Below are 25,752 nucleotides of genomic sequence, written 5' to 3'. Positions count from 1 at the left end.
AAGTTAAACGCTCACCCATGAGGTGTCATTATGTCTTGCCAGGATACAGAATTTACTCACCAGACCCTTGCGACCCCGTTCGACCGGTGGATGCGCGCCATTGTCGACGCGCTTCTGCCGCCCTTGCGCCACCGCGCTCCGCGGCTCGACGTTGAAGCTTTGCCCGATCACCTGAAGCGGGATCTGGGATTTCTGGATGGTCGGATGCCTCCCTGCGAACGCGACTTCTGAAGGGCTTGGGCGGCAGCATGGCCGTGACCTCTCCCTTCTCCCCCGTGGGGGAGAAGGGTCCAGCATAGCGAGGTGATAAATGGGATCCAGCTCACCGCCATGCTGTAATGCCCGGTAAGCCGGCCTTGTGCGCCACCTTATCCTCACTGATGGAAAGAGGCAGGCGCCCGGGCTCAAACCCTCAAATATCCTTCAGCCTCTCGACCGCCATCAGCACCCGTTCCGGCGTCGCCGGCGCATCGAGGCGCGGGCATTGGCGATAGTCCGCGACGCTAGCCACCGCCATGGACAGCGCTTCCAGCACCGAGATCGCCAGCATGAAGGGCGGCTCGCCAACCGCCTTGGAGCGGCCGATCGTCTGCTCGGCGTTTTCCGACCACTCGGCAAGGTGCACGTTGAAGATCTTCGGCCGGTCGGAGGCGAGCGGGATCTTGTAGGTCGAGGGCGCGTGCGTGCGCAGGCGCCCCTTGTCGTCCCACCACAGTTCTTCCGTTGTCAGCCAGCCCATGCCCTGCACGAAGGCGCCTTCGACCTGGCCCTTGTCGATCGCCGGGTTCAGCGAGCGGCCGACGTCGTGCAGGATGTCGACGCGATCGACCTGGTATTCGCCCGTCAGCGTGTCGATCGACACTTCCGACACGGCGGCGCCATAGGCGAAGTAGTAGAAGGGCGAACCGATGCCCTTGGCACGGTCCCAATGGATCTTCGGCGTCTTGTAGAAGCCGGCGGCCGAAAGCTGCACGCGGGCGTGATAGGCCTGCCGGATGAAATCGGCAAACGGGATCAGCGCATCGCCGACGCGAACATGATGCGGCACGAAGGCGACCTCTTCCGGCGGGACGTTCCACTTTCCCGCGGCGAAGGCGACAAGACGTTCCTTGATCTGACGGGCCGCATCAAAGGCGGCCATGCCGTTCAGGTCTGAGCCGGAAGACGCGGCGGTGGCTGAGGTGTTCGGCACCTTCGCCGTCGTCGTCGCGGTGATCTTCACCTGCGCGATGTCGACCTGGAAGGAATCCGCCAGCACCTGCGCCACCTTGGTGAACAGGCCCTGGCCCATCTCCGTGCCACCATGGTTTAGGTGGATTGAGCCGTCCTGGTAGACATGCACCAGCGCGCCGGCCTGATTGAACCAGGTGGCGGTGAAGGAAATGCCGAACTTGACCGGGGTAAGTGCTATCCCTTTGCGGATCACACGGCTCGTGCGGTTGAAGTCGAGGATGGCTGCGCGGCGGGCCTGATAATCAGAGGAGTGTTCCAACTCGTCGACGATGCGGCCGACGATGTTGTCCTCGACCGGCTGGTGATAGGGCGTCAGGCTGCGCTCCGAGCCCGCCTCGCCATAGAAATTGGCCTTGCGGACCTCCAGCGGATCCTTGCCGAGCGCGTAGGCGATTTCCTCGATGATCCTTTCGCCGCCGACCATGCCCTGCGGTCCGCCAAAGCCGCGGAAGGCGGTGTTGGAGACGGTGTGGGTCTTCAGCGGCTGCGAGGTGAGCTTCACATGCGGGTAGAAGTAGGCGTTGTCGGCGTGGAACAGCGCGCGATCGGTCACTGGGCCGGAGAGATCGGAGGAAAAGCCGCAGCGTGCCGCGTAGTTCGCCTTTACTGCGAGGATCCGCCCGCCGTCGTCGAAGCCGGCCTCGTAGGAAACGAGGAAATCGTGCCGCTTGCCGGTCGCGCCCATGTCTTCGTCGCGGTCGGGACGGAATTTTACCGGTCGCTTCAGCTTCTTGGCGGCGATCGCGGCAATGGCGGCGAACTGGTTGGACTGGGTTTCCTTGCCGCCGAAGCCGCCGCCCATGCGGCGCACCTGCACGGTTACCGCATTTGATGGCACGCCGAGCGCGTGGCCGACCATGTGCTGGACCTCGCTCGGATGCTGGGTCGAGGACCAGACGGTGACGTCGTCGTCCTCACCGGGGATGGCGAGCGCGATATGGCCTTCGAGATAGAAGTGATCCTGGCCGCCGATCCGCACCTGCCCGTCGATGCGGCGAGGTGCCTGTGCCAGCGCCGCGTCGGCGTCTCCGCGCGAGAGCGTCAGCGGATCGGTGACCAGTTGTGCGCCGTTTTCGAGCGTGTCTGTGACATCGGTCCAGTGCGGCAGGTCGCGGTACTCGATCTTCGCCAGCAGGGCCGCCCGGCGCGCCGCTTCGCGCGTCTTGGCGATCACCGCGAAAACCGGCTGGCCATGAAACTCGACCTTGCCTTCTGCCAGCACCGGTTCGTCGTGCCGGCCGGTGGGGCTGATGTCGTTGACGCCGGGCACATCCGCGCCGGTCATCACCCAGACGACGCCGCGGGCGACGCGTACGGCGGAAAGGTCCATTGACACGATCTCGGCATGTGCCCGGTCGCTCATGCCGAGCGCGGCATGCAGCGTGCCCTCCGGCTCCGGCATGTCGTCGATATAGTCGGCGGTTCCTGCCACGTGCTTATGGGCGGAATCATGTCTGAGCGGCGCATGCATCGGCGCTGAGATCGTCTTGCGGTCTTCAAAGGTCGAGCGGTCCATCAGGCAACCTCCTCGAAGCGCGCCAACTGCGCCGGTTCACCGGACGTTTCCAGGAAAAACCGGGTCAAGAGGTTCTTCGCCGTAAGCGTGCGGTAGTCCGCCGACGCGCGCCAATCGGTGAGCGGGGTGTAATCCTGCTCGAAGGCGGCGCGGGCGTCCGAGATCGTCTCTTCCGTCCACGGTTTGCCCTTGAGGAACGCCTCGACATGGCTGGCGCGCTTCGGCGTTCCGGCCATCCCGCCGAAACAGATGCGCGCTTCGCCGACGCGCCCGTTTGCATCCAGCGCAATCCGGAAGGCGCCGCAGAGCGCTGAAATATCCTCGTCGCGGCGCTTCGAGACCTTGTAGACGGCGAAGTGCTCGCCTGCGGGCAGGTTCGGAACGAACAGGCTTTCGACGAACTCGCCGGGGCGGCGGTCCTGCTTGCCGTAGGCGATGAAGAACTCTTCGAGCGGCAACTCGCGCCCGCCGGAGGCGGAACGCAAGGTTACCCGCGCGCCGAGTGTGATCAGCGGTGGCGGCGTGTCGCCGATCGGCGATCCGTTGGCGATGTTGCCGCCGATCGTGCCCATGTTGCGGACCTGCTCGCCACCGATGCGGGCGATCAACGGGCCTAGCGCCGGGACGAGGTCGGCCAGCGCTTCGAAGGCCTGCGTGTAGGTCACGCCGGCGCCGATCGTGAGGCCTTGGGGCGATTGCGAAATCGCCTGCAGTTCGGGCAGGTGATTGATGAAGACGACCGGGTCGAGCTCGCGCATTTGCTTGGTCACCCACAGGCCGACATCGGTGCAGCCGGCGACGACGGTCGCCTTCGGTTCCTGCGCCAGCACCTCTGCCAAGTCCGTGTTGGAGGCGGGTACGATGACCCGGTCCCCCGGCGTGCCGAGCCGGATCGTCTCCTTCGGCGCCATTGCCGCAAGCTTTTCCTTCACCTGCGCGCGGGTGCGCTCGATCGGGTCGAAGACCGCACTCGGCCGCGCTTCGGCGATCGCTTCGGCCGCCTTCACGATCGGCTCGTAGCCGGTGCAGCGACAGAGATTGCCCTGCAGCACCCGTTCGATCTCCGGCCGGCGCGGCCGGTCGTTCGACAGCCAGAGCCCATAGAGCGACATGACGAAGCCCGGCGTGCAGAAGCCGCATTGCGAGCCGTGGTGATCCACCAGTGCCTGCTGCACGGGATGCAGCGCGCCGTCGTCGGAGGCAAGATGCTCGACGGTTACAATGTGGGTCGCGTTCATCGAGCCCAGGAGCCGGATACAGGTGTTGACGCTTTCATAGACGAGGCTTCCGTCAAGGAGCCTGCCCACCAGCACCGTGCAGGCGCCGCAATCGCCTTCCGCGCAGCCCTCCTTCGTGCCGGTCAGCCGGCGATGGAGCCGAAGCCAGTCGAGAAGCGTCCGCGTCGCGGGGACGTCATCAAGGGTCACGTCCTCGTCGTTCAGGATGAAGCGGATGCTGCCGGTCGCATTGTTCATGTCCAATCTTCTTCCCCGTCCTACTGTGCCGTCCAGCCGCCGTCGATGGAGATGTGCGTGCCGGTGATCGAGCGGGCCTCGTCGCTTGCCAGGAACAGTGTGGTGGACGCCACCTCTTCCACGGACACAAACTCCTTGGTCGGCTGGAATTTCAGCATGACGTCCGACTTGACCTGCGCCTCGCTGATGCCGCGCGCGCGCGCCGTGTCGGGGATCTGCTTTTCGACGAGCGGCGTGAGCACGTAGCCGGGGCAGATGGCGTTGACGGTGATGCCGTTTTCGGCGACTTCCAGCGCCACGCTCTTGGTCAGACCCATGATACCATGTTTCGCCGCCACATAGGCCGCCTTGAACGGCGAGGCGATGAGGCCGTGGGCCGAGGCGATGTTGATGACGCGGCCCCAGCCTTTTTCCTTCATGCCGGGGATCGCTGCCCGGATCGTGTGGAACGAGCTCGACAGGTTGATCGCGATGATCTGGTCCCATTTCTCGACCGGGAAGTCTTCGATCTTCTCGACGTGCTGGATGCCGGCATTGTTGACCAGGATATCCACGCCCCCGAACTCGGACGCGGCAACCGCCATCATGTCGGCAATCTCGGCGGGCTTGGTCATGTCAGCCGGGTGGAAGATCACCTTGCCGCCGCCGAGGCCTTCGAGGCGCTCGCGAATGGCTTCCACTTCCGTGAGGTTGCCAAGGCCGTTGGCGACGACATTGGCGCCGCTTTTCGCAAAGGCGGTGGCGATCGCAAGGCCGATGCCGCTGGTGGAGCCGGTGACGACGGCTGTTTTCATGTCTGCTCTCCCAATTCACTCCGGCGATTCGAGCGATCGGCTCGTTTTGCCACCGGCAGCCTACGCGCAAAGAACAGGCGGTTGCAATCGCCATGTCAATGCCTTGAGAGCGATGGTATCCTGACGTGGAATTGCGCTTTACTTTCCTTTCGCATTCGTTTTGATGTCGTATTGAAAATTCCGAAGGGTCGTCGGGAGCGGCCTGTCGCAGTTGGGAGGACTACATGGGCGGCTACATTCTCGCGATTGATCAGGGCACGACCTCGAGCCGCGCGATCGTGTTCGACGGCAACCAGAAGGTCGTCGGCTCCGGCCAACGCGAGTTTGCGCAGCTCTTCCCCAAGTCCGGGTGGGTCGAGCACAATCTTGAGGATATCTGGGAGAGCGTGGTCTGGTCGGCGCGCGTGGCACTCGAACATGCGGGGATCGGCGCCTCCGATCTTGCCGGCATCGGCATCACCAATCAGCGCGAGACCACTGTGGTCTGGGAGCGCGAAAGCGGACGATCGATCCACAATGCGATCGTCTGGCAGGACCGGCGCACCGCAAGCCGTTGCGAAGAGCTCAAGAAGCGGGGCCTCGAAGAGACCTTTACGGCAAAGACCGGGCTGCTGCTCGACCCCTATTTCTCCGGCACGAAACTGGCCTGGATCCTCGACAACGTCGAGGGCGCACGGGCACGGGCGGCGCGCGGCGAACTTTGCTTCGGCACCATCGACACGTTCCTGATCTGGCGGTTGACCGGCGGTAAAGCTTTTCGGACCGACGCGACCAATGCCAGCCGCACGCTGATGTACAACATTGCGACCAATGCTTGGGACGACGAACTCCTGGATATCCTGAATGTGCCGAAGGCCATGCTGCCGGAGGTGCTCGACTGTGCGGCCGATTTCGGTATCAGCTTAAGGGAGCATCTCGGCGCTGCGGTGCCGATCTTCGGCGTTGCCGGCGACCAGCAGGCGGCCACGATCGGTCAAGCCTGCTTCGAGCCCGGCATGATGAAATCCACCTATGGCACTGGTTGCTTTGCGCTTTTGAATACCGGCGCTGACATGGTGCGCTCGAAGAACCGGCTGCTGACGACGATTGCCTACCGGCTGAACGGCGAGACGACCTATGCCCTCGAAGGCTCGATCTTCATCGCCGGCGCGGCCGTACAATGGCTGCGCGACGGGCTGAAGATCATCAGCGCCGCGCCCGAGGCAAGCGATCTGGCGGCGAAAGCCGACCCGATGCAGGACGTCTATCTGGTGCCCGCCTTCACCGGTCTCGGTGCGCCGCATTGGGATGCGGAGGCGCGCGCTGCGATCTACGGCATGACCCGCAGCACTGGTCCTGCCGAGTTCGCTCGCGCGGCACTGGAAGCCGTCTGCTACCAGACGCGCGATCTGCTCGACGCCATGCACGGCGACTGGAAGAACGGCGATAGCGATACCGTCTTGCGCGTCGATGGCGGCATGGTCGCCTCCGACTGGACGATGCAGCGGCTCGCCGACATCCTCGACGCGCCGGTCGACCGTCCGACGATCCTGGAGACGACAGCGCTCGGGGCCGCCTGGCTTGCAGGGCATCGCGCCGGGGTATGGCCGGATAAGGCCGGAATTGCAAAATCCTGGGCGCGCGACAGGCGCTTCGAGCCGCAGATGGATGATAAGACCCGCGCCGCAAAGATTGCCGGCTGGCGGGACGCGGTGCGGCGGACGCTGAGCGCAGGGTAGGGGACGAAGCCAAGCCCCTTCCTCAAAAATCGGCCAGCAAGGTGCAGATAGTAGCTGCAATTGTGCGAAGCAAAACCGAACAGCCCGAGGAACTGGACCGACAAGGCGCTCCAACCCGTATCAGCAACAACCCAGCGAGCTCTTCTGGACCTCGCTTGCAAATGCTATGTGTCGGCTATGCACCCATCCCCGACCCTTGTTGCAGGCCGATCCTGCGGAACCTGCACGCTTTGTTGCCGGCTGCCCGATATCGATCTTTTCGATAAACCGGCGAACGCCTGGTGCCGATATTGTATCGAGGGCAAGGGCTGTTCGATCTATGCGGATCGGCCTTCGGTATGCCGGGATTTTCTCTGTCTCTGGATGACCGACGAAGGGCTCGGGGAAGCGTGGGAGCCATCCCGCTCGCACATGATGATCTACCGGCAGGGGCCTCAGGTTACGGTGCTTGTCGACCCTGATCATCCCGACATCTGGCGGAGCGAACCATACCATACGCAATTGCGGACGTGGGCCAATGAGGCCGAGCCCAACGGCGGCTATGTCATCGTCTTCTGGCAGGACGACGTGTTCAAGATCTGATCCGGGAGAGCCATCTATCAAAAATCAAAAATAATCCGATGCGCCCTGTCGACATCGGCGTTACTCCTACGTCTTTCCAACGATGGGAGTGACCGATGCTTTACGCCGTGCTTTGCTACAATTCCGAGGAAGCCGTCTCTGCCTGGAGCAAGGAAGAGGAAGACAAGGTGATGTCTGACCTCGCCGCGGTGGAGAAGAAATACGCCGCCGCCGGCAAGCTGGGACCGGTGGCGCGGCTGATGCCGACCACGGCAGCGACGACGCTGCGCAAGGCACCCAGCGAGAGCTTCGTCATCGACGGTCCCTTTGCGGAGACAAAAGAACAGTTCCTCGGCTTCTTCCTCGTCGATGTGGAGACGCTCGAGGAGGCGATCGCGTTCGCCAAGGAACTTGCTGTCGCAAATCCCGGCGCCGGAGCCTATGAAATCCGGCCGCTGCGGGTCTTCAAACCCTTTGGAGCGCTGGAGCCGCTGTGAGCGAACTTGGCTGGATAGACCTTGCCCTGACCTCCGCCCGCCCGCAGGCGATGGGCGCGCTGTTGCGCTACTTTCGCAACCTGGACCTCGCGGAGGAAGCGTATCAGGAAGCCTGCCTCCGGGCGTTGAAGACATGGCCCGACAAGGGGCCGCCGCGCGATCCTGTCGCCTGGTTGATCTTCGTCGGCCGCAATAGCGGGATCGACCATTTGCGCAAGCGGGCGAAGCAGCAGCCGCTGCCGCCTGAAGAGTTGCTATCCGATCTGGAGGATACAGAGAGTGACCTTGCCGAGCGGCTGGACGGCTCGCATTATCGCGATGACATCCTGCGGCTCCTGTTCGTCTGTTGTCATCCCGACCTGCCGGCGACGCAGCAGATCGCGCTGGCGTTGCGCATTGTCTCCGGCCTGTCGGTCCGCCAGATCGCCCGCGCCTTCCTCGTCTCGGAGGCGGCGATGGAACAGCGGATCACGCGGGCGAAGGCGAAGATTGCCGCAGCCGGCCTGCCGTTCGAGACACCGGACGCTGTCGCGCGGAACGAAAGGCTGGGTCTTGTTGCCGCGATGATTTACCTCGTCTTCAACGAGGGTTATTCGGCGGGCGAAAGCCGGAAGGCGGAAACGCCCTTTTGCGAAGAGGCGATCCGGCTTGCAAGGTTGCTCTTGCGGCTCTTTCCTTCAGAACCGGAGATCATGGGTCTGACCGTCCTGCTTCTCCTGCAGCATTCCCGCATGAAGGCGCGGTTCGACGCGAACGGCCAGATCGTGCTTCTGGAGAATCAGGATCGCAGCCTGTGGGACGTACGCATGATCCGCGAAGCGCTGGCGCTGCTCGATAAGGCCATCCGCCACCGTGCGCCCGGTCCGTTCCAGATCCAGGCGGCGATTGCTGCACTTCATGCCCGTGCGAAGCGGGCGGAGGATACCGACTGGGCCGAGATCGATCTGCTCTATCAGTCGCTCGAACGCCTCCAGCCCTCGCCGGTGGTGACGCTGAACCGCGCCGTGGCGTTGTCCAAGCTGCAGGGTCCGGAGGCCGCGCTGACACTTATAGATCCGCTGGAGGAGCAGCTTTCCGGCTATTTCTATTTCTATGGGCTGAAAGGCGGGCTTCTCAAGCAACTCGGCAGGGTCCGCGAGGCGCATGAGGCGTTCGAACGGGCGATCGCGCTGGCCACGACGCCGGCGGAGGCTGCGCATATCCGCCAACATCTCGATTGCCTGACGCGCGACATGGCGACGGGCGCATAGATTTTGCGGCGACGTGTCGGATGGCCGATGCTTCGCTCGTCCTCGATACGAACCAACCCAACGAAATCCAGCCGAGGAGCCAGAACATGGACCAGATTGCCGAGATCAAGCCCGCAAATGAACGCGAACTGGTGCTCACCCGCGTCCTGAACGCCACGCCCGCCCAACTCTTCAAGGCCTGGACGACGCCTGAACTGATGACGCAGTGGTTCGCGCCGAAGCCCTACGAGACGCCCGTCGTTGAGATCGAGCCGCGCGACGGCGGCAAATTCCGTACGGTCATGCGCGGACCGAACGACTTCCAGATGGACTCGACTGGTGTGCTGCTCAAGGTGGAGAAAGACAAGCGCCTCATCTTCACCGATGCGTTCGGCCCCGACTGGAAGCCAACGGAAAAGGCCTTCTTCACCGCCGAGATCCTCTTCGACGACCTGGGTGGCTGCAAGACCCGCTACACCGCGATCGCCCGCCATTGGAGCGTGGAAGACTGTCAGCAGCACGAAAAGATGGGCTTCCACGAGGGATGGGGCCAGGTCGCCACGCAATTGGAAGAGGTGGCTTCGAAACTCTGACGATAGAAGGGCATAGCCGTCGCGGTCTGCCTATCCGGCCGTAATCCCGGCCTTGAGCCGGGATCCAGCCGTGCCGCGTCTGCGGCGCGGAAAATCTTTGCACGCAAGGACTTATGCGGGGCTGGCTACCAGATCAGGTCATGATGGGTGCAGTTTTTATTAGAAGTCTAAGCCGTCGGCCCGCGGGCGGAAGGATGGCTACTTCCAGATGTTGAAACGCTCCTGCATGTAGGCGACGCTTCGCCGGTTGGCTTCCTTGCGGTTGGCGCCTTCTATCGTCGAGTGATAGAGCGAGTCGATGTCGTGCGCGGCCGTCGTCGCCGGCTCCTCGATGCCGGCCGGCAACCAGATCGGGATCCCTTTCCAGGCGAGCAGACCTGACAGCCATACGTCGTCCACTGTCCAGACTTCGTCGGGAATCCTGTAGGCTGTGTCGTCGAAGAATTCGGGCCGCACTACTACGCCCCCCAGCCCTTGCAGGATATCGACGTAGCCGGCCTTGGCGATCGGGCGGCGCATTGGACGCGGCCGTTCAAGGCGAAGGATAGCGGAGGCAACCTTGTGCAACAGCCGGCGCGTGCGAAGCCCGGGATCGAGCTTGGAGGCACGCTCGGCCTTGGGCTGGAATGGCCCCGACTTTCCCCGACCGGCAGGTATGTGTTTTCCGTTGAGCGCCACGCATTCACCGGGGCGTGCTGCCTGCGCCGCAAAAAGATCACCAGCCCAGGTAGGCGAAAAGATCTTGTCGTCGTCGCAGAACAGGATCTGCGCCGGCTGACCGCGCAGCTCTCGCGCCGCAAAGAGTACCTTTGAGGCTGGTCCGAGGTCCTGGTCCGTCCGTACGATGGTGATGCCCTCCGGCACCGGGGGCACAGTGCCGTCATGTTCCGGGAAACGGCGGTAGCAATGCGGGATAAAGAGCCGGATTTCGTCGACCGGTTCGCGTTGCCTCACGAGACTATTCAGTGTCGGCGCGAGCAGACCAAAACGGGGCGGGATGGTGGAGAGCGAGATGATGCGCAACGGCAGTTCCTGTATTGAGGAGCAGGCCGATAGAAGCAACCATTTGGCAGCTTGTAAAGGCGCTGGTCCAGTCCGCGTGTCTGCGCAACTCCGCTCGCATAGAGCAGACCTAAGTTATCCGATTGAAAACGCTTTGTTTCAATATCCGCCCCTTTCCCGGCTCGCCGCGCGTTCATATCTCTACGCGAACTGACAATCCGGAGCGCACCCATGGAACTTGGCCTTCATACCTTTGCCGACGTCGATCCCGCAGCCGCCGACAGGGGGAGGGAAGGAGAACGCCGGTTGAAGCAGCTTCTCGAAGAGATCGAGCTTGCCGACCAGGTGGGGCTCGATGTCTTCGGTATCGGCGAACATCACCGGCCGGACTACGCTGCCTCGGCGCCTCCTGTCATTCTCGCGGCTGCCGCGGCCCGGACGAAGACCATCCGCCTTTCCAGCGCCGTCACCGTGCTTTCCTCCGACGATCCGGTTCGTGTCTTCCAGCAATTCGCGACGCTGGATCTCCTGTCGCATGGCCGAGCGGAGATCATGGCGGGCCGTGGCTCGTTCATCGAGTCTTTTCCGCTATTCGGCTACAATCTCGACGATTATGACCAACTGTTCGAGGAGAAGCTCGATCTGCTGCTGGCGATCAACGAGGGCGAGAAAGTCTCCTGGCGCGGCGAATTGCGCCCGCCCATCCCCGGCCTTGGTGTCTATCCGCGGCCGTTGCATGGAAAGCTGCCGATCTGGATCGCCGTCGGCGGAACGCCGCAGTCGGTTGCGCGTGCCGGTGCTTACGGCCTGCCGTTGGCGCTTGCGATCATCGGCGGCACGCCCGCGCGCTATGCGCCGCTCTTCGACCTCTATCGCGAGGCCGCCCGCAGGGCTGGGCAGGATGCGTCAAAGCTGAAGACCAGCATCAACGTGCACGGTTTTATCGCCGATAAGTTCGACGTCGCCGCCGACCAGTTCTATGGCCCGCAATCGGCCGTCATGAACCGGATTGGCGCCGAGCGCGGCTGGGGGCCGACGAGCCGGGCGCAGTTCGATCTGGCGACCGGACCGGAGGGGCATCTCTTCCTCGGCGACCCGGAAACAGTAGCGCAGAAAATCGTTGCCCATCACAAGATCTTCCGCAACGACCGGTTCGTGCTGCAGATGGCGATCGGACTGATGCCGCATGACCAGATCATGCGCGGGATCGAGCTCTACGGCACCAAGGTAGCGCCACTGGTGCGCAAGGCGCTTTCCGAACAGGACGATGAAAGGGGCGCTGTCTGAGCGAATGGCGTTGTGTAGCGCGCCATGATAAGGAAGCCGCCGAAAGCGAGATCAGATGACACTGAACAACGATGAAGACCTGCGCGGCATGCAGGCGATCGGCCGCCTTTGTGGCAATGTGCTCCAGCACATGGGCGCCTCTATCCGTCCCGGGATGACGACGGCCGAACTCGACTTGATCGGCCGGCGCATGCTGGAAGAGGCCGGCGCCCGCTCGGCTCCGGAAGCCTGCTACGAGTTCCCCGGTGCGACCTGCATCAGCGTGAACGAGGAAGTCGCCCACGGCATTCCCGGCGACCGGGTGATCGCCGAAGGCGACCTCGTCAACATCGACGTTTCCGCCGAACTCGACGGCTACTTTGCCGACACCGGCGCCTCGTTCACCGTCGGCCGCGTGGCGCCGAACCTCGATCGCCTCTGCCGCGACGGCAAGCGGGCCATGTGGGTTGGCCTGAAGGAAGTGAAGGCGGGCAAGCCGCTTTCGGCGATCGGCAACGCGATCGGCGACTTTGCCCGAAAGAACCGCTACACGTTGGTCAGCAACCTTGCGAGCCATGGCGTCGGCCGCTCCCTGCACGAGGAACCGTCTGAAATCGCCACCTGGCCCGATCCGCGCGAGAAGCGGATGATGACGGACGGCCTCGTCTTCACCGTCGAACCGTTCCTGTCGCTCGGGGCTCAATGGGCGGAGAACGGCGACGACGACTGGACGCTGTACAGCGATCCCCGTGCTCCGACGGTCCAGTTCGAGCACACGGTTGTGGCGACGAAAAACGGCCCGTTGATCCTGACGCTGCCGGGGTAGGGCCGCACGCCGGTATCCTTCAAGAAAAAATCGGCGACTCATCAGAAATTGTCGTTTGTCGGTTCGTGCTGCGCTGCAATAGCCTGCTCCCATGCTGCACGTTTCCAAGCCGTCCGTCTCCCATCCGCTGCTCGTCGCGATTGCCGGAGCGGTTACCCTGGCTTCCGTGATGGGATTCGGGCGGTTCTTCTACACGCCGGTGTTGCCGGCGATGATGGCGGATCTTCATCTCGACCCAGCCGAGAGCGGGCTCATCGCCGCTGCCAACTTTGCTGGGTACCTCGTCGGCGCCATTCTGGCCGCCTATGGCTGGGCGGCAGGGCACGAGCGGCGGCTTGCGCTTGTAGCGCTTGCCGCGAATACCGCCCTGCTTGCTGCCATGGGACTTGTCAGCAGCATTCCGCTCTTCATCGCCATCCGCTTCCTCGCGGGGTTGGCGAGTGCCTTCGGGCTGGTGTTTACGTCCGGGATCGTCCTTTCCCATGGACTTGCTGTGGGCGATGCGCGCGTCCCAGTTATCCACTTTTCCGGTGTCGGCGCCGGAATCGCGCTCTCATCGTTGCTGGTTCTGGGGCTTTCCTCATTCGATCCGGGCGGATTTCCGCTATGGCGGCTGGAGTGGCTCTTCGCGGCAGTGTGCACGGGCTTTGCACTCCTTGCAGTTGGCTTGCTCCTGCCGCGCACGGCTGCCGAGGTGTCTTCCCTGCCGGAGCCGCCGCTTCGCTGGACGCGTCCGCTTGTCGCCCTGGCGTTGAGCTACGGCCTGTTCGGCATTGGCTACGTTGTCACCGCAACCTTCATCGTCGCGATCGTTCGCGAAGGCGGCGCAGATCCGGTTCTCGAAGCGCTGACCTGGTTCATCACCGGTCTGACGGCGGCGCTCTCGCTTGCCTTCTGGAAATGGCCGCAGCGCAGGCTTGGCTTACTAGGGGGATATCGGGCCGCGCTTGTACTGGAGGCGCTCGGGGTGGCCGCCACCGTGATCCTGCCGATGCCATATTCGGTTCTGGCCGGCGGCGTGCTGCTCGGTGCGACCTTCATGGTGATCACGGCCTACGGGCTGCAACTCGGCCGCGCCCTGGCGCCGGAAAGTCCGCGTCGCTCCCTGGCGACAATGACGGCCGCCTTCGGTGTGGGGCAGATCATCGGGCCGCTGGCGGCTGGTTGGCTCGCCGCAGGCAGCGGCAGCTACGTTCTTCCGAGCCTGCTGGCGGCTACAATCCTGGCGATCGCAGCGGTGGTCACGTTGCCCGCAGGTGGTGAAGGTTCTATTAAATCTCCGTAATGGAAAGCGCCAGCGATTGTTGCGGTGGGGAAACTGCACTAGTTTCCGGCCGAACCGGAACGGACAACCCGTTCCCGCAATGAGAGACCACGGCCTTGCTTCACTCCTTCTTTCCCGACCCGAAGAAATTCTTCCTTTCCGCCCTTCTTTGGACGGCCGTGGTTGTCGCCTTCTGGTATCTGTTCGGCGAAAGTGTCGGCACCGCGCTAGGCCTGCCGCCACTGGCGGAGGGTCAGGAGCCGCCGATCGGTCTCGGTCATTTCTTCACAACGGCCTCGATCTGGTTCTACATCTACTTCATCGCGTCGATGGCGGTGTTCTGCCTGTATTGGCAGATCCGGGCGACCAACCAACCGTGGCGCTTGTGGTCCGTCTGGGGGTCGGCCTTTCTCATCTTCAGCGTCTACTTCTCCGTTGACATCAGCGTGGCGCTAAACAACTGGCGCCGTCCGACCTACGACCGGATCGTTGAGGCGCTGAAGGCGCCGAACACCGTGAGTGCCGAGGAGATTTACGGCTACGTCTCCATCTTCTTCCAGCTTGCGACTGTTTACATTGTCGCTGCCGTGCTCATCGCCTTTTTCACCAGCCACTATGTTTTCCGCTGGCGCAATGCGATGAACAACTTCTATGTCTCGGTCTGGCCGAAAGTGCGCCATATCGAGGGTGCCTCGCAGCGTATCCAGGAAGACACGATGCGCTTTGCCAGCACGGTCGAGGGGCTCGGCATCCGGCTCGTCGATTCCTTCATGACGCTGATTGCCTTCCTACCCGTGTTGCATGCGCTCTCAGCAAGCATCAAGGACCTGCCGATTGTCGGCTCCATTCCCTATCCGCTGGTCACGGCGGCAATCTTCTGGTCGATCTTTGGCACGGTGATGCTTGCTTTTGTCGGCGTGAAGCTGCCGGGGCTGGAGTTCCGCAACCAGCGTGTCGAGGCGGCTTACCGCAAGGAACTGGTCTATGGCGAGGACCACGCCGACCGCGCGCAGCCGCCGACGGTTCGCGAGCTGTTCGACAACGTCCGGAAGAATTACTTCCGGCTCTATTTCCACTACATGTATTTCAACGTCGCGCGCTATTTCTACCTTCAGACGGACAACATCTTTCCGCTGTTCCTGCTGGTGCCGTCGCTCGTAACTGCCAGCATCACCTACGGGCTGTTTCAGCAGATTCAGGGAGCATTCTCGCAGGTGACGAGTTCATTCCAGTATCTCGTCAATTCCTGGCCGACGGTGATCGAGCTGATCTCGATCTACAAGCGTCTGAAGGCATTTGAAGCTTCGATTGACGAGAAGCCATTGCCGTCCATCGACGAAGAGTTCATCGCCGCCGGCGGCGTCGAAGAACTGGCACAGTAAGAGAGGGTCAGAGCCCTTCGGAGGTGGTTTCGACCGCCTTCGCCCGCTTCGTCATTATGTCCATCGCTTCGCGATGGCTGACGCAGGCGACATCGGGCTTGCTGCATGTTTCTGTGAGGAAACGGTCGAGCGCGCGCCAATAGGCGCCGCCGTTCATCTCGACGAAATGGAAGCCGAGCTGGAGTGGAATGCGCTCGCCGGAATACTGCTTCTCGAAGGCGGCGCGATAGGCAGCGAGCGTCCGTTCCTCGTAGGTCGCGCTATTGCCGACGTCCTCCTTGCCGCGTGAATGGCGGACATAGAGGTTGTAGTCCATCGCGACCACGGGTCTGGCCGACGGACCTTCCGGAATGAGCGGCAACGCGAAACGGACAAGGCCGTCGCTCTTCCCCGGAACTGTAGGCCCCTTCGACACCGGGCTTGCGTCGTAACCGAAGCCGAAGTCACGGAGCGCCTTGTCTAGTGCGGGGCTCGAGGACAGATAGGGGGCGCGAAAGCCAACGACGTCCTTCTCGACGAAGTCCCTCCATTCAAGCGGCTCGCGCTCTTCCACGCCCGCATTCTTCCAGGCGTCGCGCAGTGTATTGCGGAAGAAATCGAACTCCTGCGCCCAGTCATCCGCGCTCCATTTGGCGCCGTCGAAATGGCCGCAGGCATGGCTCCCGAGATCGTGACCCTCGGCGCGGGCCTGCCAGATATGGTCGAGCCGTGTGATCACGTCCGAATTGTCCGGGGCAAAGCCGACATTGGACTTGCCACGCTTTTCGTGTGGCGCCTGGTAACTCTTGCGGTTCTCCTTCGTCATCAGGAAGGTGCAGGAGAGGAAATAGGTGAAATGGGCGCCTGTGCGCTTTGCCATTGCCCGGCTCTTCTCCCACAGCTTGTTGTCGTGCGCGCCGTCGAAGGAGACGACCACGAGTTGTTCCAGCTTCGTGTCCGCTTGATCGGCGTCGTTTGCAAGGGCTGGAAAACTGGTGAGGGAAAGGGCGAGGAGGGAGGAAAGGCCTGGACGAAACATGGGTACCGCGACTATTTGCAAAGGGGGGCTTCATCCTTCGCGAATGCGGCAAAGCCATGTTCCCACTGGAAATTTCCTGGGGGTAGCGCTATCCCATGGTTACGGTTGCAGATCGGAATTCATAGACGGAAGGCGGATTTCCATGGCTTTGCTGGTTGCCGGTATCATTCTTTTCATTGCCACACATCTCGTTCGCCCCTTCGCGCCGGGATTGCGCGCAGGGTCAATTGCCACCCTAGGCAAGCCGGCTTTCATGGCGATCCACGGCATCGTCTCGCTGCTCAGCCTCGTCATGATGGCCTACGGCTTCGTCCAGGCGCGCGAGACCGGCGGCACCATGCTCTACCAGCCTCCGACATTCATGACGCACATCACGCTGACCTTGATGGTGATCTCGGCGATCTGTCTCGTCGCGGCCTTCCTGCCGGCTGGCTACATCCGCACGAAGCTGAAGTTCCCGGCTGTCGCTGCGATCAAGGCCTGGGCATTTGCGCATCTGCTTGCCAATGGCGAGAGCTATTCCGTGCTGCTTTTCGGTGCGATCCTCGCCTGGGCGATCGTCCTTCAGATCTCCTTGAAGAAGCGGGTGACCACGGGGGAGGCGACGCTGCCGGTATTCGTTTCCGTCCGCTACGATCTGATTGCCGCGGTCCTTGGCCTAGCGCTCTACGGTCTGATTGTGCTGAAGCTGCATGAATGGATCATCGGCGTCGCACCGCTGGTGCTCTGATTGCAGGCAGGGCGGAGGCCGAATTCGCCGCTGCCCCCTTACAACGCGCCAAAAATCGGGTAGAAGCGCGAAATCTGATCATTTGTGAAAGCCGGACCGAGAATGGCAAACCAGGACGACAGCTTTATCCGCGAAGTCAATGAGGAACTCCGCTCCGACCAGATGCGTGCCATCTGGCGGAAGTTCGGGCGCGTCCTGATCGGCGCGGCCGTCCTCCTCGTGCTTGGAACCATCGGCAAGGTCTCTTACGAATACTGGCGGGAGACAGAGGCCTCTGCCGCCGGCGACAGGTTCCTGTCGGCGCTCACCCTGATCCGCGAGGACAAGAAGGAAGAAGGGCAGAAGGAACTGGCCGCGCTGGAAAAGGACGGCTTTGGTGCCTATCCGGTGCTAGCGCGGATGCGCTCGGCCTCGCTTCTGGCGGAAAATGGCGATACGGCCGGAGCGGTCGCAGCCTTTACCGCGATCGCCAAGGACGGTGCGATCCCGCAGGCGCTGCGCGATGCCGCCCGCCTGCGCGCGGCCTACCTTCTGGTCGACACGGCGTCGTACGAGGAAGTCTCGGCCGAAGCCGAACAAATGACGAACCCGGCCAGCGCCATGCGCCATTCCGCACGCGAAGTGCTCGGGCTTTCGGCCTACAAGCACGGCGACTTCAAGCGCGCCAAGGAATGGTTCGAGCAGATCACGGGCGATGCCGAAAGCCCGCGCAATGTCGCCAATCGCGCGCAGATGATGCTCGATCTCATTACCGCCAGCGGCAAGGCCTCCTGACGCCGCGTTCCAAGCGGCTCAACCGGAATGGAACGTCCCATGAGCTTCACCGTCGCCATCGTCGGGCGCCCCAATGTCGGCAAGTCCACGCTGTTCAACCGGCTGGTGGGCAAGAAGCTCGCGCTCGTGGACGACACGCCGGGCGTGACCCGTGATCGCCGTCCGGGCGAGGCGCGGCTTGTCGACCTGCGATTCCGCGTGATCGACACCGCTGGCCTCGAGGAGGCAGCACCCGAGACACTGCAAGGTCGCATGCGTGCCCAGACTGAAGCGGCGATCGACGAGGCGGACCTTTCCCTTTTCATCGTCGACGCCAAGACGGGGCTGACCCCGGTCGACCAGGCGCTGGCTGAGATGTTGCGCCGGCACGGCAGACCGGTCGTTCTGGTCGCCAACAAATCTGAGGCACGCGGCTCGGACGCCGGCTTCTATGACGCCTTCACGCTGGGCCTTGGCGAGCCGACGCCGATTTCCGCCGAACACGGCCAGGGCATGCTCGACCTGCGCGACGCTATTGTCGCCGCGATCGGCGAGGAACGCGCCTTTCCGCCCAAGGACGATGAGGCCATTACGAACGTCGACCTGCCGCAGACCGCTGCCGTCGAGGGTGAGGCCGAGGAGGAAGAACCTGCCTACGACGAGACCAAGCCGCTGCGGGTGGCGATCGTCGGCCGTCCGAACGCCGGAAAGTCGACGCTGATCAACCGCTTTCTTGGCGAGGACCGGCTTCTGACCGGCCCCGAGGCCGGCATTACTCGCGATTCCATTTCCGTCGAATGGGACTGGCGTGGCCGCACGATCAAGATGTTTGATACCGCCGGTATGCGCCGCAAGGCGAAGGTGCAGGAAAAGCTTGAAAAGCTGTCGGTCGCCGACGGCCTGCGTGCGATCCGCTTTGCCGAGACGGTGGTGATCGTCTTCGATGCCACGATCCCGTTCGAAAAGCAGGACCTCCAGATCGTCGATCTCGTGCTGCGCGAGGGACGCGCCGCCGTACTCGCCTTCAACAAGTGGGACCTGATCGAGGATCCGCAGGCAGTGCTTGCGGACTTGCGCGAAAAGACAGAGCGGCTTCTGCCGCAGGCACGTGGCATCCGGGCCGTGCCGATTTCGGGCCAGACGGGCCGCGGGCTCGATAAGCTGATGCAGTCGATCATCGATACCGACCGTGTCTGGAACCGTCGCATCTCGACGGCGAAGCTGAACCGCTGGCTCGAGGCGCAGCAGATCCAGCATCCGCCGCCGGCCGTCTCCGGTCGTCGACTGAAGCTAAAGTACATGACGCAGGTGAAGGCCCGCCCGCCGGGCTTCATGGTTTCCTGCACCCGTCCGGATGCGCTGCCGGAATCCTATATTCGCTACCTCACCAACGGCCTGCGTAACGATTTCGGTTTGCCGGGCGTGCCGATCCGCATCCACTTCAAGGCGTCGGAAAACCCGTTCGAGTCGAAGAAGAAGCGCAGAAGTTAGCCCCTACCAGAGGACGGAGTGCGGCACGAATGCCGCGATCCTGTGGTCTTGCGAGACGAGCATCAGCGGCTCACACAGCGCCTGCGCGATCAGCATTCTGTCGAACGGGTCGTAATGCTCGATTGAGAGTTGCTCCGTTGCCACCGCATGCTCCGGTTTGATGTCGAGCAGATTGTAGCCGGCTTTCCGGAAGTAACGCATCCCATCTTCAGCGTTGAACGGAGGTGTTTGCTTTCGCTTGAGAGCGAACTTGATGGCAATCTCCCAAAGGCTGGCGACTGATACGAACACCTCGTTTCTCTCATCCGAAATCGCCTCTGCCGCAGCAGGGGAGAGCGCTTCCGGAGATGCGATCGCCCATATGGCCGCGTGGGTATCGAGAAGAAGCCTCATTCCGGTCTGGTGCCGAACAGCGTGGCGACCTCGTCATCGAGTGCATCGAAATCCTCAAGCGCCATCTTCGGGAACTTGCCAGCCATGAGGCCGAGGCGCTTGTGTCCTTTTTTCTCAGTGGCAATCGGCACCAGGCGTGCGGCAGGGCGACCGTTCCGCGCTATAATGATTTCCTTTTCGACGCCAGTCTCAACGTCGCTTACGAGTTTGGAAAGGTTCGTCTTGGCGTCGAGCATGTTGACGGTAAGCATGTCCTTGTCCCTGGCTAACCCTGGCTAATATAAGCGAGCCAACAAATGACGACAAGTGTTACCCGATCGCGGGTGGCAGCTTGTCCTTCGCCACCAGCGCGCCGTGATGCTGGATAACGGCGGCGGCCAGTTCTGCGGCGAAGCGGGCCGAGGAGGGGGCGTCTCCGGTCACGACGTAGCCGGCGAGGAAGCCGCCGTTGAAGCTGTCGCCGGCACTGGTCGTATCGACGATCATCTCGACCTTGGCAGAAGGGACATGGGTATTCGTCTCGCCGAAGGCCAGCGTGGCGCCGTCTGCGCCATCCTTGACGACGAGGTCCGCGACACCGAGCGCGCGGTAACGCGCGATGGTTTCCGAGATCGACGTATCGCCGAAATGGGTTGCTTCATCGTCGAAGCTCGGCATCACGAGCGTGGCTGCACGCGCGCCATCGCTGATCGTTTCGCGCATGCGCTCGGCGCTGTCCCACAACCGCGGGCGAATGTTGGGGTCGAAGGCAACGAGCTTGCCGGCTGCCTTGGCGCGGCGAAGTTCGGAAAGTAGCGTGTCGACATCTTCCGGCGGCAGGATCGCCAGCGTAATGCCGGAAAACACGATTATGTCGGAGGCCTCGACCGCGTGACGCAGGCGATCTGGATCGCGTGCGAGCAGTTTCGCCGCCGAGGCCGATCGCCAGTAGGAGAAGCTTCGCTCTCCATCATTCAGGTGGATCATGTAGAGGCCGGGTGAGCGGTCATCGATGCGTGCGATTTTGTCCGTGCCGATGCCGTGCTGCTTGATGAAGGCCAGCATCTCCTCGGAAATCATATCGGTTCCGACGGCCGTGAAATAGTCGACGGACCAGTCGGCAGGCAGGAACAGGCGGGCGTAGTAGGCGGTGTTGAAGGTGTCGCCTGCGAAACTCTTTCGCATCAGGCCGCCGTCCGCCTGCATGAGTTCCACCATGCACTCGCCGATGGAGAGCAACCGTCCTGCCATTCTTCCCGCCCCCTAGAGCATGTCTCCCGAAAGTGGGAACCGGTTTCGGGATAAAGACATGCGTTAAAACAAAGACCTAAAGCGCGACATGCAGATCTGAAAGATCGCTGCGCTTTAGTTGCGTCGGAACGAGGAAATACTGTCAATAAGTGTGCGGGGCAAGGTGATACCGGCGCTGCTGGCGCGCCAGCGGGCGGTGGCGCGGGCCTCACCCGGCACATGTACCCCGTATTCCCTGGAAAGCCGCTGAAGCTGCCGTGCAAGGCGGTCTTCAAAATCACTTGCGAGAAACTGCGGAGCGATGGCGAGAATGAAAAGACCGGCTCCTGGGCTGTCGCTGCCGGTCCGGAAGTCCGGCGCATCAAGGGACCAATTGGCCCCGGTCAATCCCGCTGCCAGTACTTCTATCATCAGCGCGATGTTGGCCCCACGGGCGCCGCCAAATGCGAGCAAGGCTCCCGTGATCGCCTCGTTCGCATCCGTTGTCGGATTCCCGGCCGAGTCGAGTGCCCAGCCCTCTGGGATGGTCTCCCCTAGTTCTGCCGCTTGCCTGACCTTGACGAACGCGGTTGCGCTGGAAGCCTGGTCGAGGAGGAGCGGCGGGCCGTCTGCGCGTGGCGCGGCGAAGGCAATCGGATTAGTGCAATAGACCGGCTTTGTGCTGCCGCCAGCTGCGATCAGCGCTGGTCCGTTGGTTGCTGCCAACGCAACGAGACCGGCATCGGCAAGTCTGGCCGCGTACCAGCCGAGTTCACCGGTCGTATAGCTCGACTGCGACGCATAAAGCGTCAGGCCGAAGATGCGAGCCTTGGTGACTAGCTCCTCAAAGGCCAGGTCAAAGCCCAACTGAGCGATGCCGCTTCGGCAATCGCATTTCATCAATGCGGGGATCGGCGAGGTTATCAACGGCTCGGCACGGCCGTCGATGCGACCGCTGGCAAGCGCATTCAGATAATCGGGCAGATGGGCAAGGCCGAGCGCAGGCTTGCCGGCTGCCTCTGCATCGACGATCGCTTTTGCAAGCGAGCGCGCCAACGCCTCGCTTGCGCCTGAACGCAGCAGGGCCGTGGAGGCAAGCACAGAGATTTCCGGCAGGGTCAGGACAACGGTGCGGTCAGGCATCTCAAGGTCTCCCGCTCCGGAGGCGGCTCCGACAGTCGGGGCCGCGGCTTCGAACGGCGGCATCATCCGATCCCCTGTAAGCTACGTCAACCGCAAGAGGTGACTGTCAGGGTGCTCGCGATTGCGGAACGCTTGGCTGCGCTGCAGTTGCGCGCCGGGGCTCTCGCCGTACCGTTTACGCCTCTGCCCATCCCCGCTACACATTGCGGACAACGACATCAGAGGAAATCGCCATGACCACTTCGAAGAAGGTTGCGTCCGAATGGTGGCGCGGCGCTGTGATCTATCAGGTCTATCCACGCTCCTTTCAGGACACGACCGGCGACGGCATCGGCGACCTCAAGGGGGTAAAGGCGCGGCTGCCGCACATCGCCTCGCTCGGGGTCGACGCGATTTGGCTTTCGCCCTTCTTCAAGTCGCCGATGGCGGATATGGGCTACGATGTTTCCGACTATTGCGATGTCGATCCCATGTTCGGCACGCTTGCCGAATTCGACGAAATGCTGGGCGAGGCGCATCGCCTTGGGCTCAAGGTCATCATCGACCAAGTGATCTCACATACGTCAGATCAGCATCCGTGGTTCAAGGAAAGCCGCGCGAGCCGCGATAACGACAAGGCCGACTGGTATGTATGGGCCGACCCGAAGAAGGACGGCACGGCGCCGAACAACTGGCTTTCGGTCTTCGGCGGCCCTGCCTGGGAATGGGATGGGGTACGCCGGCAGTACTACATGCACAACTTCCTCGCCTCGCAGCCGGACCTGAACTTCCACAACCGCGAAGTGCAGCAGACACTGCTCACAGCGATGCGCTTCTGGCTGGACCGCGGCGTCGATGGATTCCGCCTCGACACAGTGAACTACTACTTTCATGACGCGGAGTTGAGAGACAACCCACCGCATGAGCCGGACTCCGAGGCTGCCGGTCTCGATGCGCCGGAGACAAATCCCTATGGCATGCAGTTGCACCTCCACGACAAGACGCAACCGGAGAACGTTGCGTTCCTGAAACGGGTTCGCGCGCTGCTCGACGAATACAGCGGTCGCGCATCGGTTGGCGAAGTTGGAGATGGAGCGCGCTCGCTGAAGACGGTGGCGGAATATACCGGCGGCGGCGACAAGCTGCACATGTGCTATACCTTCGACCTGCTCCACCCCGATTTTACCGCGCAGCACATCCGAGATTGCGTAGAAAATTTCCAAAAGGCCGTCACCGACGGGTGGGTGTGCTGGGCCTTCTCCAACCACGACGTCGAACGCCACGTCAGTCGCTTCATGAGGGTACCGGAGGAGCGGGAACGTCTCGCCAGGCTTGCGATTACGCTCCTGTCGACGCTGCGCGGTTCGATCTGTCTCTATCAGGGCGAGGAACTGGGGCTGCCTGAAGCCGAACTCGCCTTCGAGGATCTTCGTGATCCCTATGGCATCCGCTTTTGGCCGGCCTTCAAGGGGCGTGACGGGTGCCGCACGCCGATGCCCTGGCAGGCAGGCGCACCGCATGCGGGCTTCACCGGTGGCCGCCCGTGGCTGCCTGTACCGGACGAGCAGGTGCGGCTTGCCGCCGATACGCAGGAACAGGTTGCTGGCTCGGTGCTCAATCACTACCGCGAGACACTCGCCTTCCGGAAAGCGCATCCCCCCCTCCAAGACGGAGGCATGGAATTCTTGAATTCAAATCAGGACATTTTGGCCTTCATCCGCGAGAAGGGCGGAGAAAAGCTGCTCTTCGTGTTCAATCTGACGCGGGAGAAGATCAAGTTCTCGCGGCCGAAGGACATGGAAAAAGTGGAGCCGCTGGAGATGCCCGGTTTTTCTCCGGTATTTGACTACGGTGTCCTCACCCTCGCGCCGCTCGATGCTTTCTGCGGGAAATTGTCTTGAGCGCTAAGGATCGCTTTCGTCTCACCCGATCAATGTGAACCGATCAACATCCACCATGCCGCGATCCGAAATCTTGAGGTGCGGGATGACCGGAAGCGGCAGGAAAGCGAGTTGGAGGAAAGGCTCCTCCAGTGTTGCGCCGAGTGCAAAAGCTGCCTTTCGCAGATGGTGCAGCGTGTCGCGCACGGTCTCATAGGGCTCGAGGCTCATCAGACCAGCTATTGGGAGTGCGATTTCGCCAGTCACCTTGCCGTCCTCCACCACGACGAATCCTCCACGGATCTCGCCAAGCCGGTTCGCCGCCAGCGCCATGTCGTCTTCGCTGACGCCGACCACGCAGATGTTGTGGCTGTCGTGGCCGACGGTGGAGGCGATCGCGCCCTTCTTCAGGCCAAAACCCTGGACGAAACCGTTCGCGTGATTGCCGTTCTTGCCGTGACGCTCGATCACCGCGACCTTGATGATGTCGCGAGAAAGGTCGACTGCCGTTTCGTTACCCTTGGACGGCAGCCGGTAGCGCCGGTGTTCGGTAATGATCTTGCCCGGCATGACGCCGATCACCGGGGTCTCACCCTCGCTGACTGGTACGGCGAAATGCGATGCCTTGACCGGCCGCGCCTTGACGCTGTCGAGACCGACCGGAGCAACTGGCTTGCGACGTGAAAACAGCGCGTCGGTGACGCGAAGTCCACCGGCGAACACCATCTCCGCCCGGCAGTCCTCCAGCGTGTCGATGACGACAAGGTCGGCCCGCCAACCGGGTGCGACGAGACCGCGATCCCTCAGGCCGAAGGCTTTCGCGGCGGAAATCGACGCGGCGCGATAGACGGCGAGCGGCGCCCGGCCATGCGAGATCGCGGTGCGGATCATATGGTCGAGATGGCCCTGCTCGGCAATGTCGAGCGGGTTGCGGTCGTCGGTGCAGAGCGCGATGAACGGCGAAAGCCGTTCGGTGAAGAGGGGGAGCAGCGCCAGGAGGTCCTTCGACACCGAACCTTCGCGTATCAGGATGTGCATGCCCTTGCGGATCTTCTCCAGCGCTTCGTCGGCGGTGGTGCATTCATGATCGGTACGGATGCCAGCGGCGAGATAGCCGTTGAGGTCGCGCCCGGAGAGCAGTGGCGCATGTCCGTCGATGTGCCCACTCTGGAATGCCTCCAGCTTGGCGAGGCAGACGGGATCCTTGTGGATCACGCCCGGAAAATTCATGAACTCGGCAAGCCCGATCACCTTCGGATGGTTGCGAAATGGCAGGAGTTTTTCGATCGGAAGATCGGCGCCGGAGGTCTCCAGATGCGTCGCCGGCACGCAGCTCGAAAGCTGCACGCGGATGTCCATGACCGTCTGCTCGGCCGACTCCAGAAAGTATCGGATGCCCTCGGCGCCCAGCACGTTGGCGATCTCGTGCGGATCGCAGATCGCCGTCGTCACGCCGTACGGCAGCACGCAGCGGTCGAACTCGTGCGGGGTGACAAGCGAGGACTCAATATGGAGATGCGTGTCGATGAAGCCGGGCACGACGATGCGGCCGGAAATGTCGATCTCTTCGCGTCCCTCGTAACCCTCGCAGATGCCGACGATGCGATCACCGCAGATGGCTACATCGGAAGCGACGAGTTCGCCCGTCACCAGATCGAAGAAATGGCCGCCCTTCAACACGATATCGGCCGGCGCGCGGCCCGTGCCCTGGTCGATCAGGCGCTCCAGCTTCGTCTCCATCCTATTTCCTCCGCTGCGATTCCGTCATTTGAGACAGCCTATTCCTTCAGTCCCGAAACG

23 protein-coding genes are annotated in these 25,752 nt (G+C 62.5%); 13 read left to right on the top strand and 10 right to left on the bottom strand.

Going from position 1 to position 25,752, the window contains the following annotated elements; genetic code table 11:
* Positions 1 to 412: 412 nt before the first annotated feature.
* From xdhB to IB238_RS11045, 3 genes are read right to left on the bottom strand one after another with little or no spacing between them, the layout of a single operon-like run.
* Positions 413 to 2,749 carry a xanthine dehydrogenase molybdopterin binding subunit gene (gene xdhB, locus IB238_RS11055; RefSeq protein WP_192246168.1) on the bottom strand — a complete coding sequence of 779 codons (2,337 nt, stop codon included), beginning with the start codon at positions 2,747 to 2,749 and terminating at the stop codon, positions 413 to 415.
* Complete coding sequence (gene xdhA / locus IB238_RS11050; RefSeq protein WP_192246166.1) at positions 2,749 to 4,224, bottom strand: xanthine dehydrogenase small subunit; 1,476 nt, start codon at positions 4,222 to 4,224, stop codon at positions 2,749 to 2,751. Before xdhA ends, xdhB begins: the two co-directional genes overlap by 1 nt.
* A 20-nt stretch (positions 4,225 to 4,244) precedes the next feature.
* Positions 4,245 to 5,018 carry a 3-hydroxybutyrate dehydrogenase gene (locus IB238_RS11045; RefSeq protein ID WP_192246164.1) on the bottom strand — a complete coding sequence of 258 codons (774 nt, stop codon included), beginning with the start codon at positions 5,016 to 5,018 and terminating at the stop codon, positions 4,245 to 4,247.
* Between the two features lie 224 nt (positions 5,019 to 5,242).
* On the opposite strand from IB238_RS11045, the gene glpK reads away from it, so the two are divergent.
* From glpK to IB238_RS11020, 5 genes are all read left to right on the top strand, one after another.
* Positions 5,243 to 6,736: a glycerol kinase GlpK gene (gene glpK, locus IB238_RS11040; RefSeq protein WP_192246162.1), complete on the top strand. Its 1,494-nt coding sequence runs from the start codon at positions 5,243 to 5,245 to the stop codon at positions 6,734 to 6,736.
* Positions 6,737 to 7,099: 363 nt separating this feature from the next.
* Positions 7,100 to 7,318, top strand: coding sequence for a hypothetical protein (locus IB238_RS24555; protein ID WP_246723531.1), 219 nt, complete (start codon positions 7,100 to 7,102; stop codon positions 7,316 to 7,318).
* 95 nt (positions 7,319 to 7,413) lie between these two features.
* Positions 7,414 to 7,794, top strand: coding sequence for a YciI family protein (locus IB238_RS11030; protein ID WP_192246158.1), 381 nt, complete (start codon positions 7,414 to 7,416; stop codon positions 7,792 to 7,794).
* Entirely contained in the window at positions 7,791 to 9,044 is a 1,254-nt protein-coding gene (locus tag IB238_RS11025; protein WP_192246156.1) for an RNA polymerase sigma factor, read from the top strand. The genes IB238_RS11030 and IB238_RS11025 overlap by 4 nt, the downstream gene beginning before the upstream one ends.
* 20 nt (positions 9,045 to 9,064) lie before the next feature.
* The gene (locus IB238_RS11020) at positions 9,065 to 9,616 is read left to right on the top strand and encodes an SRPBCC family protein (protein WP_246723530.1); all 552 of its coding nucleotides are present in this window, start codon (positions 9,065 to 9,067) and stop codon (positions 9,614 to 9,616) included.
* A gap of 198 nt (positions 9,617 to 9,814) precedes the next feature.
* On the opposite strand, the gene IB238_RS11015 is transcribed toward IB238_RS11020, so the two are convergent.
* Positions 9,815 to 10,639: a glycosyltransferase family 2 protein gene (locus tag IB238_RS11015; RefSeq protein ID WP_192246154.1), complete on the bottom strand. Its 825-nt coding sequence runs from the start codon at positions 10,637 to 10,639 to the stop codon at positions 9,815 to 9,817.
* A 210-nt stretch (positions 10,640 to 10,849) separates the two neighbouring features.
* Here IB238_RS11015 and IB238_RS11010 point away from each other — a divergent pair, with 210 nt between their 5' ends.
* From IB238_RS11010 to sbmA, 4 genes are all read left to right on the top strand, one after another.
* Positions 10,850 to 11,905 carry an LLM class flavin-dependent oxidoreductase gene (locus tag IB238_RS11010; RefSeq protein WP_192246152.1) on the top strand — a complete coding sequence of 352 codons (1,056 nt, stop codon included), beginning with the start codon at positions 10,850 to 10,852 and terminating at the stop codon, positions 11,903 to 11,905.
* Between the two features lie 55 nt (positions 11,906 to 11,960).
* Positions 11,961 to 12,710 carry a type I methionyl aminopeptidase gene (gene map / locus IB238_RS11005; RefSeq protein WP_192246150.1) on the top strand — a complete coding sequence of 250 codons (750 nt, stop codon included), beginning with the start codon at positions 11,961 to 11,963 and terminating at the stop codon, positions 12,708 to 12,710.
* Positions 12,711 to 12,801: 91 nt separating this feature from the next.
* Complete coding sequence (locus IB238_RS11000; protein WP_192246148.1) at positions 12,802 to 13,995, top strand: YbfB/YjiJ family MFS transporter; 1,194 nt, start codon at positions 12,802 to 12,804, stop codon at positions 13,993 to 13,995.
* Positions 13,996 to 14,090: 95 nt separating this feature from the next.
* Complete coding sequence (gene sbmA / locus IB238_RS10995) at positions 14,091 to 15,356, top strand: peptide antibiotic transporter SbmA (protein ID WP_192246146.1); 1,266 nt, start codon at positions 14,091 to 14,093, stop codon at positions 15,354 to 15,356.
* Positions 15,357 to 15,363: 7 nt separating this feature from the next.
* On the opposite strand, the gene IB238_RS10990 is transcribed toward sbmA, so the two are convergent.
* On the bottom strand, positions 15,364 to 16,374 hold the full coding sequence (locus IB238_RS10990) for a polysaccharide deacetylase (protein ID WP_192246144.1): 1,011 nt from the start codon (positions 16,372 to 16,374) through the stop codon (positions 15,364 to 15,366).
* Positions 16,375 to 16,516: 142 nt separating this feature from the next.
* On the opposite strand from IB238_RS10990, the gene IB238_RS10985 reads away from it, so the two are divergent.
* The 3 genes from IB238_RS10985 to der all read left to right on the top strand — a co-directional run bounded on the left by IB238_RS10985 (position 16,517) and on the right by der (position 19,348).
* Positions 16,517 to 17,104 (top strand): NnrU family protein, encoded by a 588-nt coding sequence (locus IB238_RS10985; protein WP_192246142.1) that lies wholly within the window; start codon positions 16,517 to 16,519, stop codon positions 17,102 to 17,104.
* A 102-nt stretch (positions 17,105 to 17,206) separates the two neighbouring features.
* Positions 17,207 to 17,878 (top strand): tetratricopeptide repeat protein, encoded by a 672-nt coding sequence (locus IB238_RS10980; RefSeq protein ID WP_192246140.1) that lies wholly within the window; start codon positions 17,207 to 17,209, stop codon positions 17,876 to 17,878.
* A gap of 39 nt (positions 17,879 to 17,917) precedes the next feature.
* Positions 17,918 to 19,348 carry a ribosome biogenesis GTPase Der gene (der, locus tag IB238_RS10975; RefSeq protein ID WP_192246138.1) on the top strand — a complete coding sequence of 477 codons (1,431 nt, stop codon included), beginning with the start codon at positions 17,918 to 17,920 and terminating at the stop codon, positions 19,346 to 19,348.
* A 3-nt stretch (positions 19,349 to 19,351) separates the two neighbouring features.
* Here der and IB238_RS10970 read toward each other — a convergent pair whose 3' ends face one another.
* The 4 genes from IB238_RS10970 to IB238_RS10955 form a co-directional block, all read right to left on the bottom strand.
* Positions 19,352 to 19,741 (bottom strand): type II toxin-antitoxin system VapC family toxin, encoded by a 390-nt coding sequence (locus IB238_RS10970; RefSeq protein ID WP_192246137.1) that lies wholly within the window; start codon positions 19,739 to 19,741, stop codon positions 19,352 to 19,354.
* A complete protein-coding gene (locus IB238_RS10965) occupies positions 19,738 to 19,992 on the bottom strand; it encodes a type II toxin-antitoxin system prevent-host-death family antitoxin (protein ID WP_192246135.1) in 255 nt (84 codons plus the stop codon). The genes IB238_RS10970 and IB238_RS10965 overlap by 4 nt, the downstream gene beginning before the upstream one ends.
* A gap of 58 nt (positions 19,993 to 20,050) precedes the next feature.
* Positions 20,051 to 20,971 (bottom strand): sugar kinase, encoded by a 921-nt coding sequence (locus tag IB238_RS10960; protein ID WP_192246133.1) that lies wholly within the window; start codon positions 20,969 to 20,971, stop codon positions 20,051 to 20,053.
* Positions 20,972 to 21,085: 114 nt separating this feature from the next.
* Positions 21,086 to 22,093, bottom strand: coding sequence for an Ldh family oxidoreductase (locus IB238_RS10955; protein WP_192246131.1), 1,008 nt, complete (start codon positions 22,091 to 22,093; stop codon positions 21,086 to 21,088).
* A 233-nt stretch (positions 22,094 to 22,326) separates the two neighbouring features.
* Here IB238_RS10955 and IB238_RS10950 point away from each other — a divergent pair, with 233 nt between their 5' ends.
* Entirely contained in the window at positions 22,327 to 23,973 is a 1,647-nt protein-coding gene (locus tag IB238_RS10950; protein WP_192246129.1) for an alpha-glucosidase family protein, read from the top strand.
* 21 nt (positions 23,974 to 23,994) lie between these two features.
* Here the strand turns inward: IB238_RS10950 and ade are convergent, their stop codons facing one another.
* Complete coding sequence (ade, locus tag IB238_RS10945) at positions 23,995 to 25,692, bottom strand: adenine deaminase (RefSeq protein ID WP_192246127.1); 1,698 nt, start codon at positions 25,690 to 25,692, stop codon at positions 23,995 to 23,997.
* Positions 25,693 to 25,752 lie beyond the last annotated feature (60 nt).

The sequence above is a fragment of the Rhizobium sp. ARZ01 genome (genome assembly GCF_014851675.1).
Taxonomy (GTDB): domain Bacteria; phylum Pseudomonadota; class Alphaproteobacteria; order Rhizobiales; family Rhizobiaceae; genus Mycoplana.
The sequence above is the reverse complement of the archived record's forward strand: the minus strand, read 5'-3'. Positions and strand labels throughout refer to the sequence as shown.

Bases quoted from the DNA above. Each gene is read 5' to 3' on its own strand.
- xdhB (WP_192246168.1), bottom strand. From the start codon at position 2,749: ATGGACCGCTCGACCTTTGAAGACCGCAAGACGATCTCAGCGCCGATG.
- IB238_RS11020 (WP_246723530.1), top strand. From the start codon at position 9,065: ATGGCCGATGCTTCGCTCGTCCTCGATACGAACCAACCCAACGAAATC.
- IB238_RS10960 (WP_192246133.1), bottom strand. From the start codon at position 20,971: ATGGCAGGACGGTTGCTCTCCATCGGCGAGTGCATGGTGGAACTCATG.
- xdhA (WP_192246166.1), bottom strand. From the start codon at position 4,224: ATGAACAATGCGACCGGCAGCATCCGCTTCATCCTGAACGACGAGGAC.
- IB238_RS24555 (WP_246723531.1), top strand. From the start codon at position 7,100: ATGACCGACGAAGGGCTCGGGGAAGCGTGGGAGCCATCCCGCTCGCAC.
- IB238_RS11045 (WP_192246164.1), bottom strand. From the start codon at position 5,018: ATGAAAACAGCCGTCGTCACCGGCTCCACCAGCGGCATCGGCCTTGCG.
- IB238_RS11030 (WP_192246158.1), top strand. From the start codon at position 7,414: ATGCTTTACGCCGTGCTTTGCTACAATTCCGAGGAAGCCGTCTCTGCC.
- ade (WP_192246127.1), bottom strand. From the start codon at position 25,692: ATGGAGACGAAGCTGGAGCGCCTGATCGACCAGGGCACGGGCCGCGCG.
- der (WP_192246138.1), top strand. From the start codon at position 17,918: ATGAGCTTCACCGTCGCCATCGTCGGGCGCCCCAATGTCGGCAAGTCC.
- IB238_RS10990 (WP_192246144.1), bottom strand. From the start codon at position 16,374: ATGTTTCGTCCAGGCCTTTCCTCCCTCCTCGCCCTTTCCCTCACCAGT.
- IB238_RS10970 (WP_192246137.1), bottom strand. From the start codon at position 19,741: ATGAGGCTTCTTCTCGATACCCACGCGGCCATATGGGCGATCGCATCT.
- IB238_RS10965 (WP_192246135.1), bottom strand. From the start codon at position 19,992: ATGCTTACCGTCAACATGCTCGACGCCAAGACGAACCTTTCCAAACTC.
- IB238_RS10950 (WP_192246129.1), top strand. From the start codon at position 22,327: ATGACCACTTCGAAGAAGGTTGCGTCCGAATGGTGGCGCGGCGCTGTG.
- IB238_RS11010 (WP_192246152.1), top strand. From the start codon at position 10,850: ATGGAACTTGGCCTTCATACCTTTGCCGACGTCGATCCCGCAGCCGCC.
- IB238_RS11000 (WP_192246148.1), top strand. From the start codon at position 12,802: ATGCTGCACGTTTCCAAGCCGTCCGTCTCCCATCCGCTGCTCGTCGCG.
- IB238_RS10955 (WP_192246131.1), bottom strand. From the start codon at position 22,093: ATGCCTGACCGCACCGTTGTCCTGACCCTGCCGGAAATCTCTGTGCTT.
- glpK (WP_192246162.1), top strand. From the start codon at position 5,243: ATGGGCGGCTACATTCTCGCGATTGATCAGGGCACGACCTCGAGCCGC.
- IB238_RS10985 (WP_192246142.1), top strand. From the start codon at position 16,517: ATGGCTTTGCTGGTTGCCGGTATCATTCTTTTCATTGCCACACATCTC.
- IB238_RS10980 (WP_192246140.1), top strand. From the start codon at position 17,207: ATGGCAAACCAGGACGACAGCTTTATCCGCGAAGTCAATGAGGAACTC.
- map (WP_192246150.1), top strand. From the start codon at position 11,961: ATGACACTGAACAACGATGAAGACCTGCGCGGCATGCAGGCGATCGGC.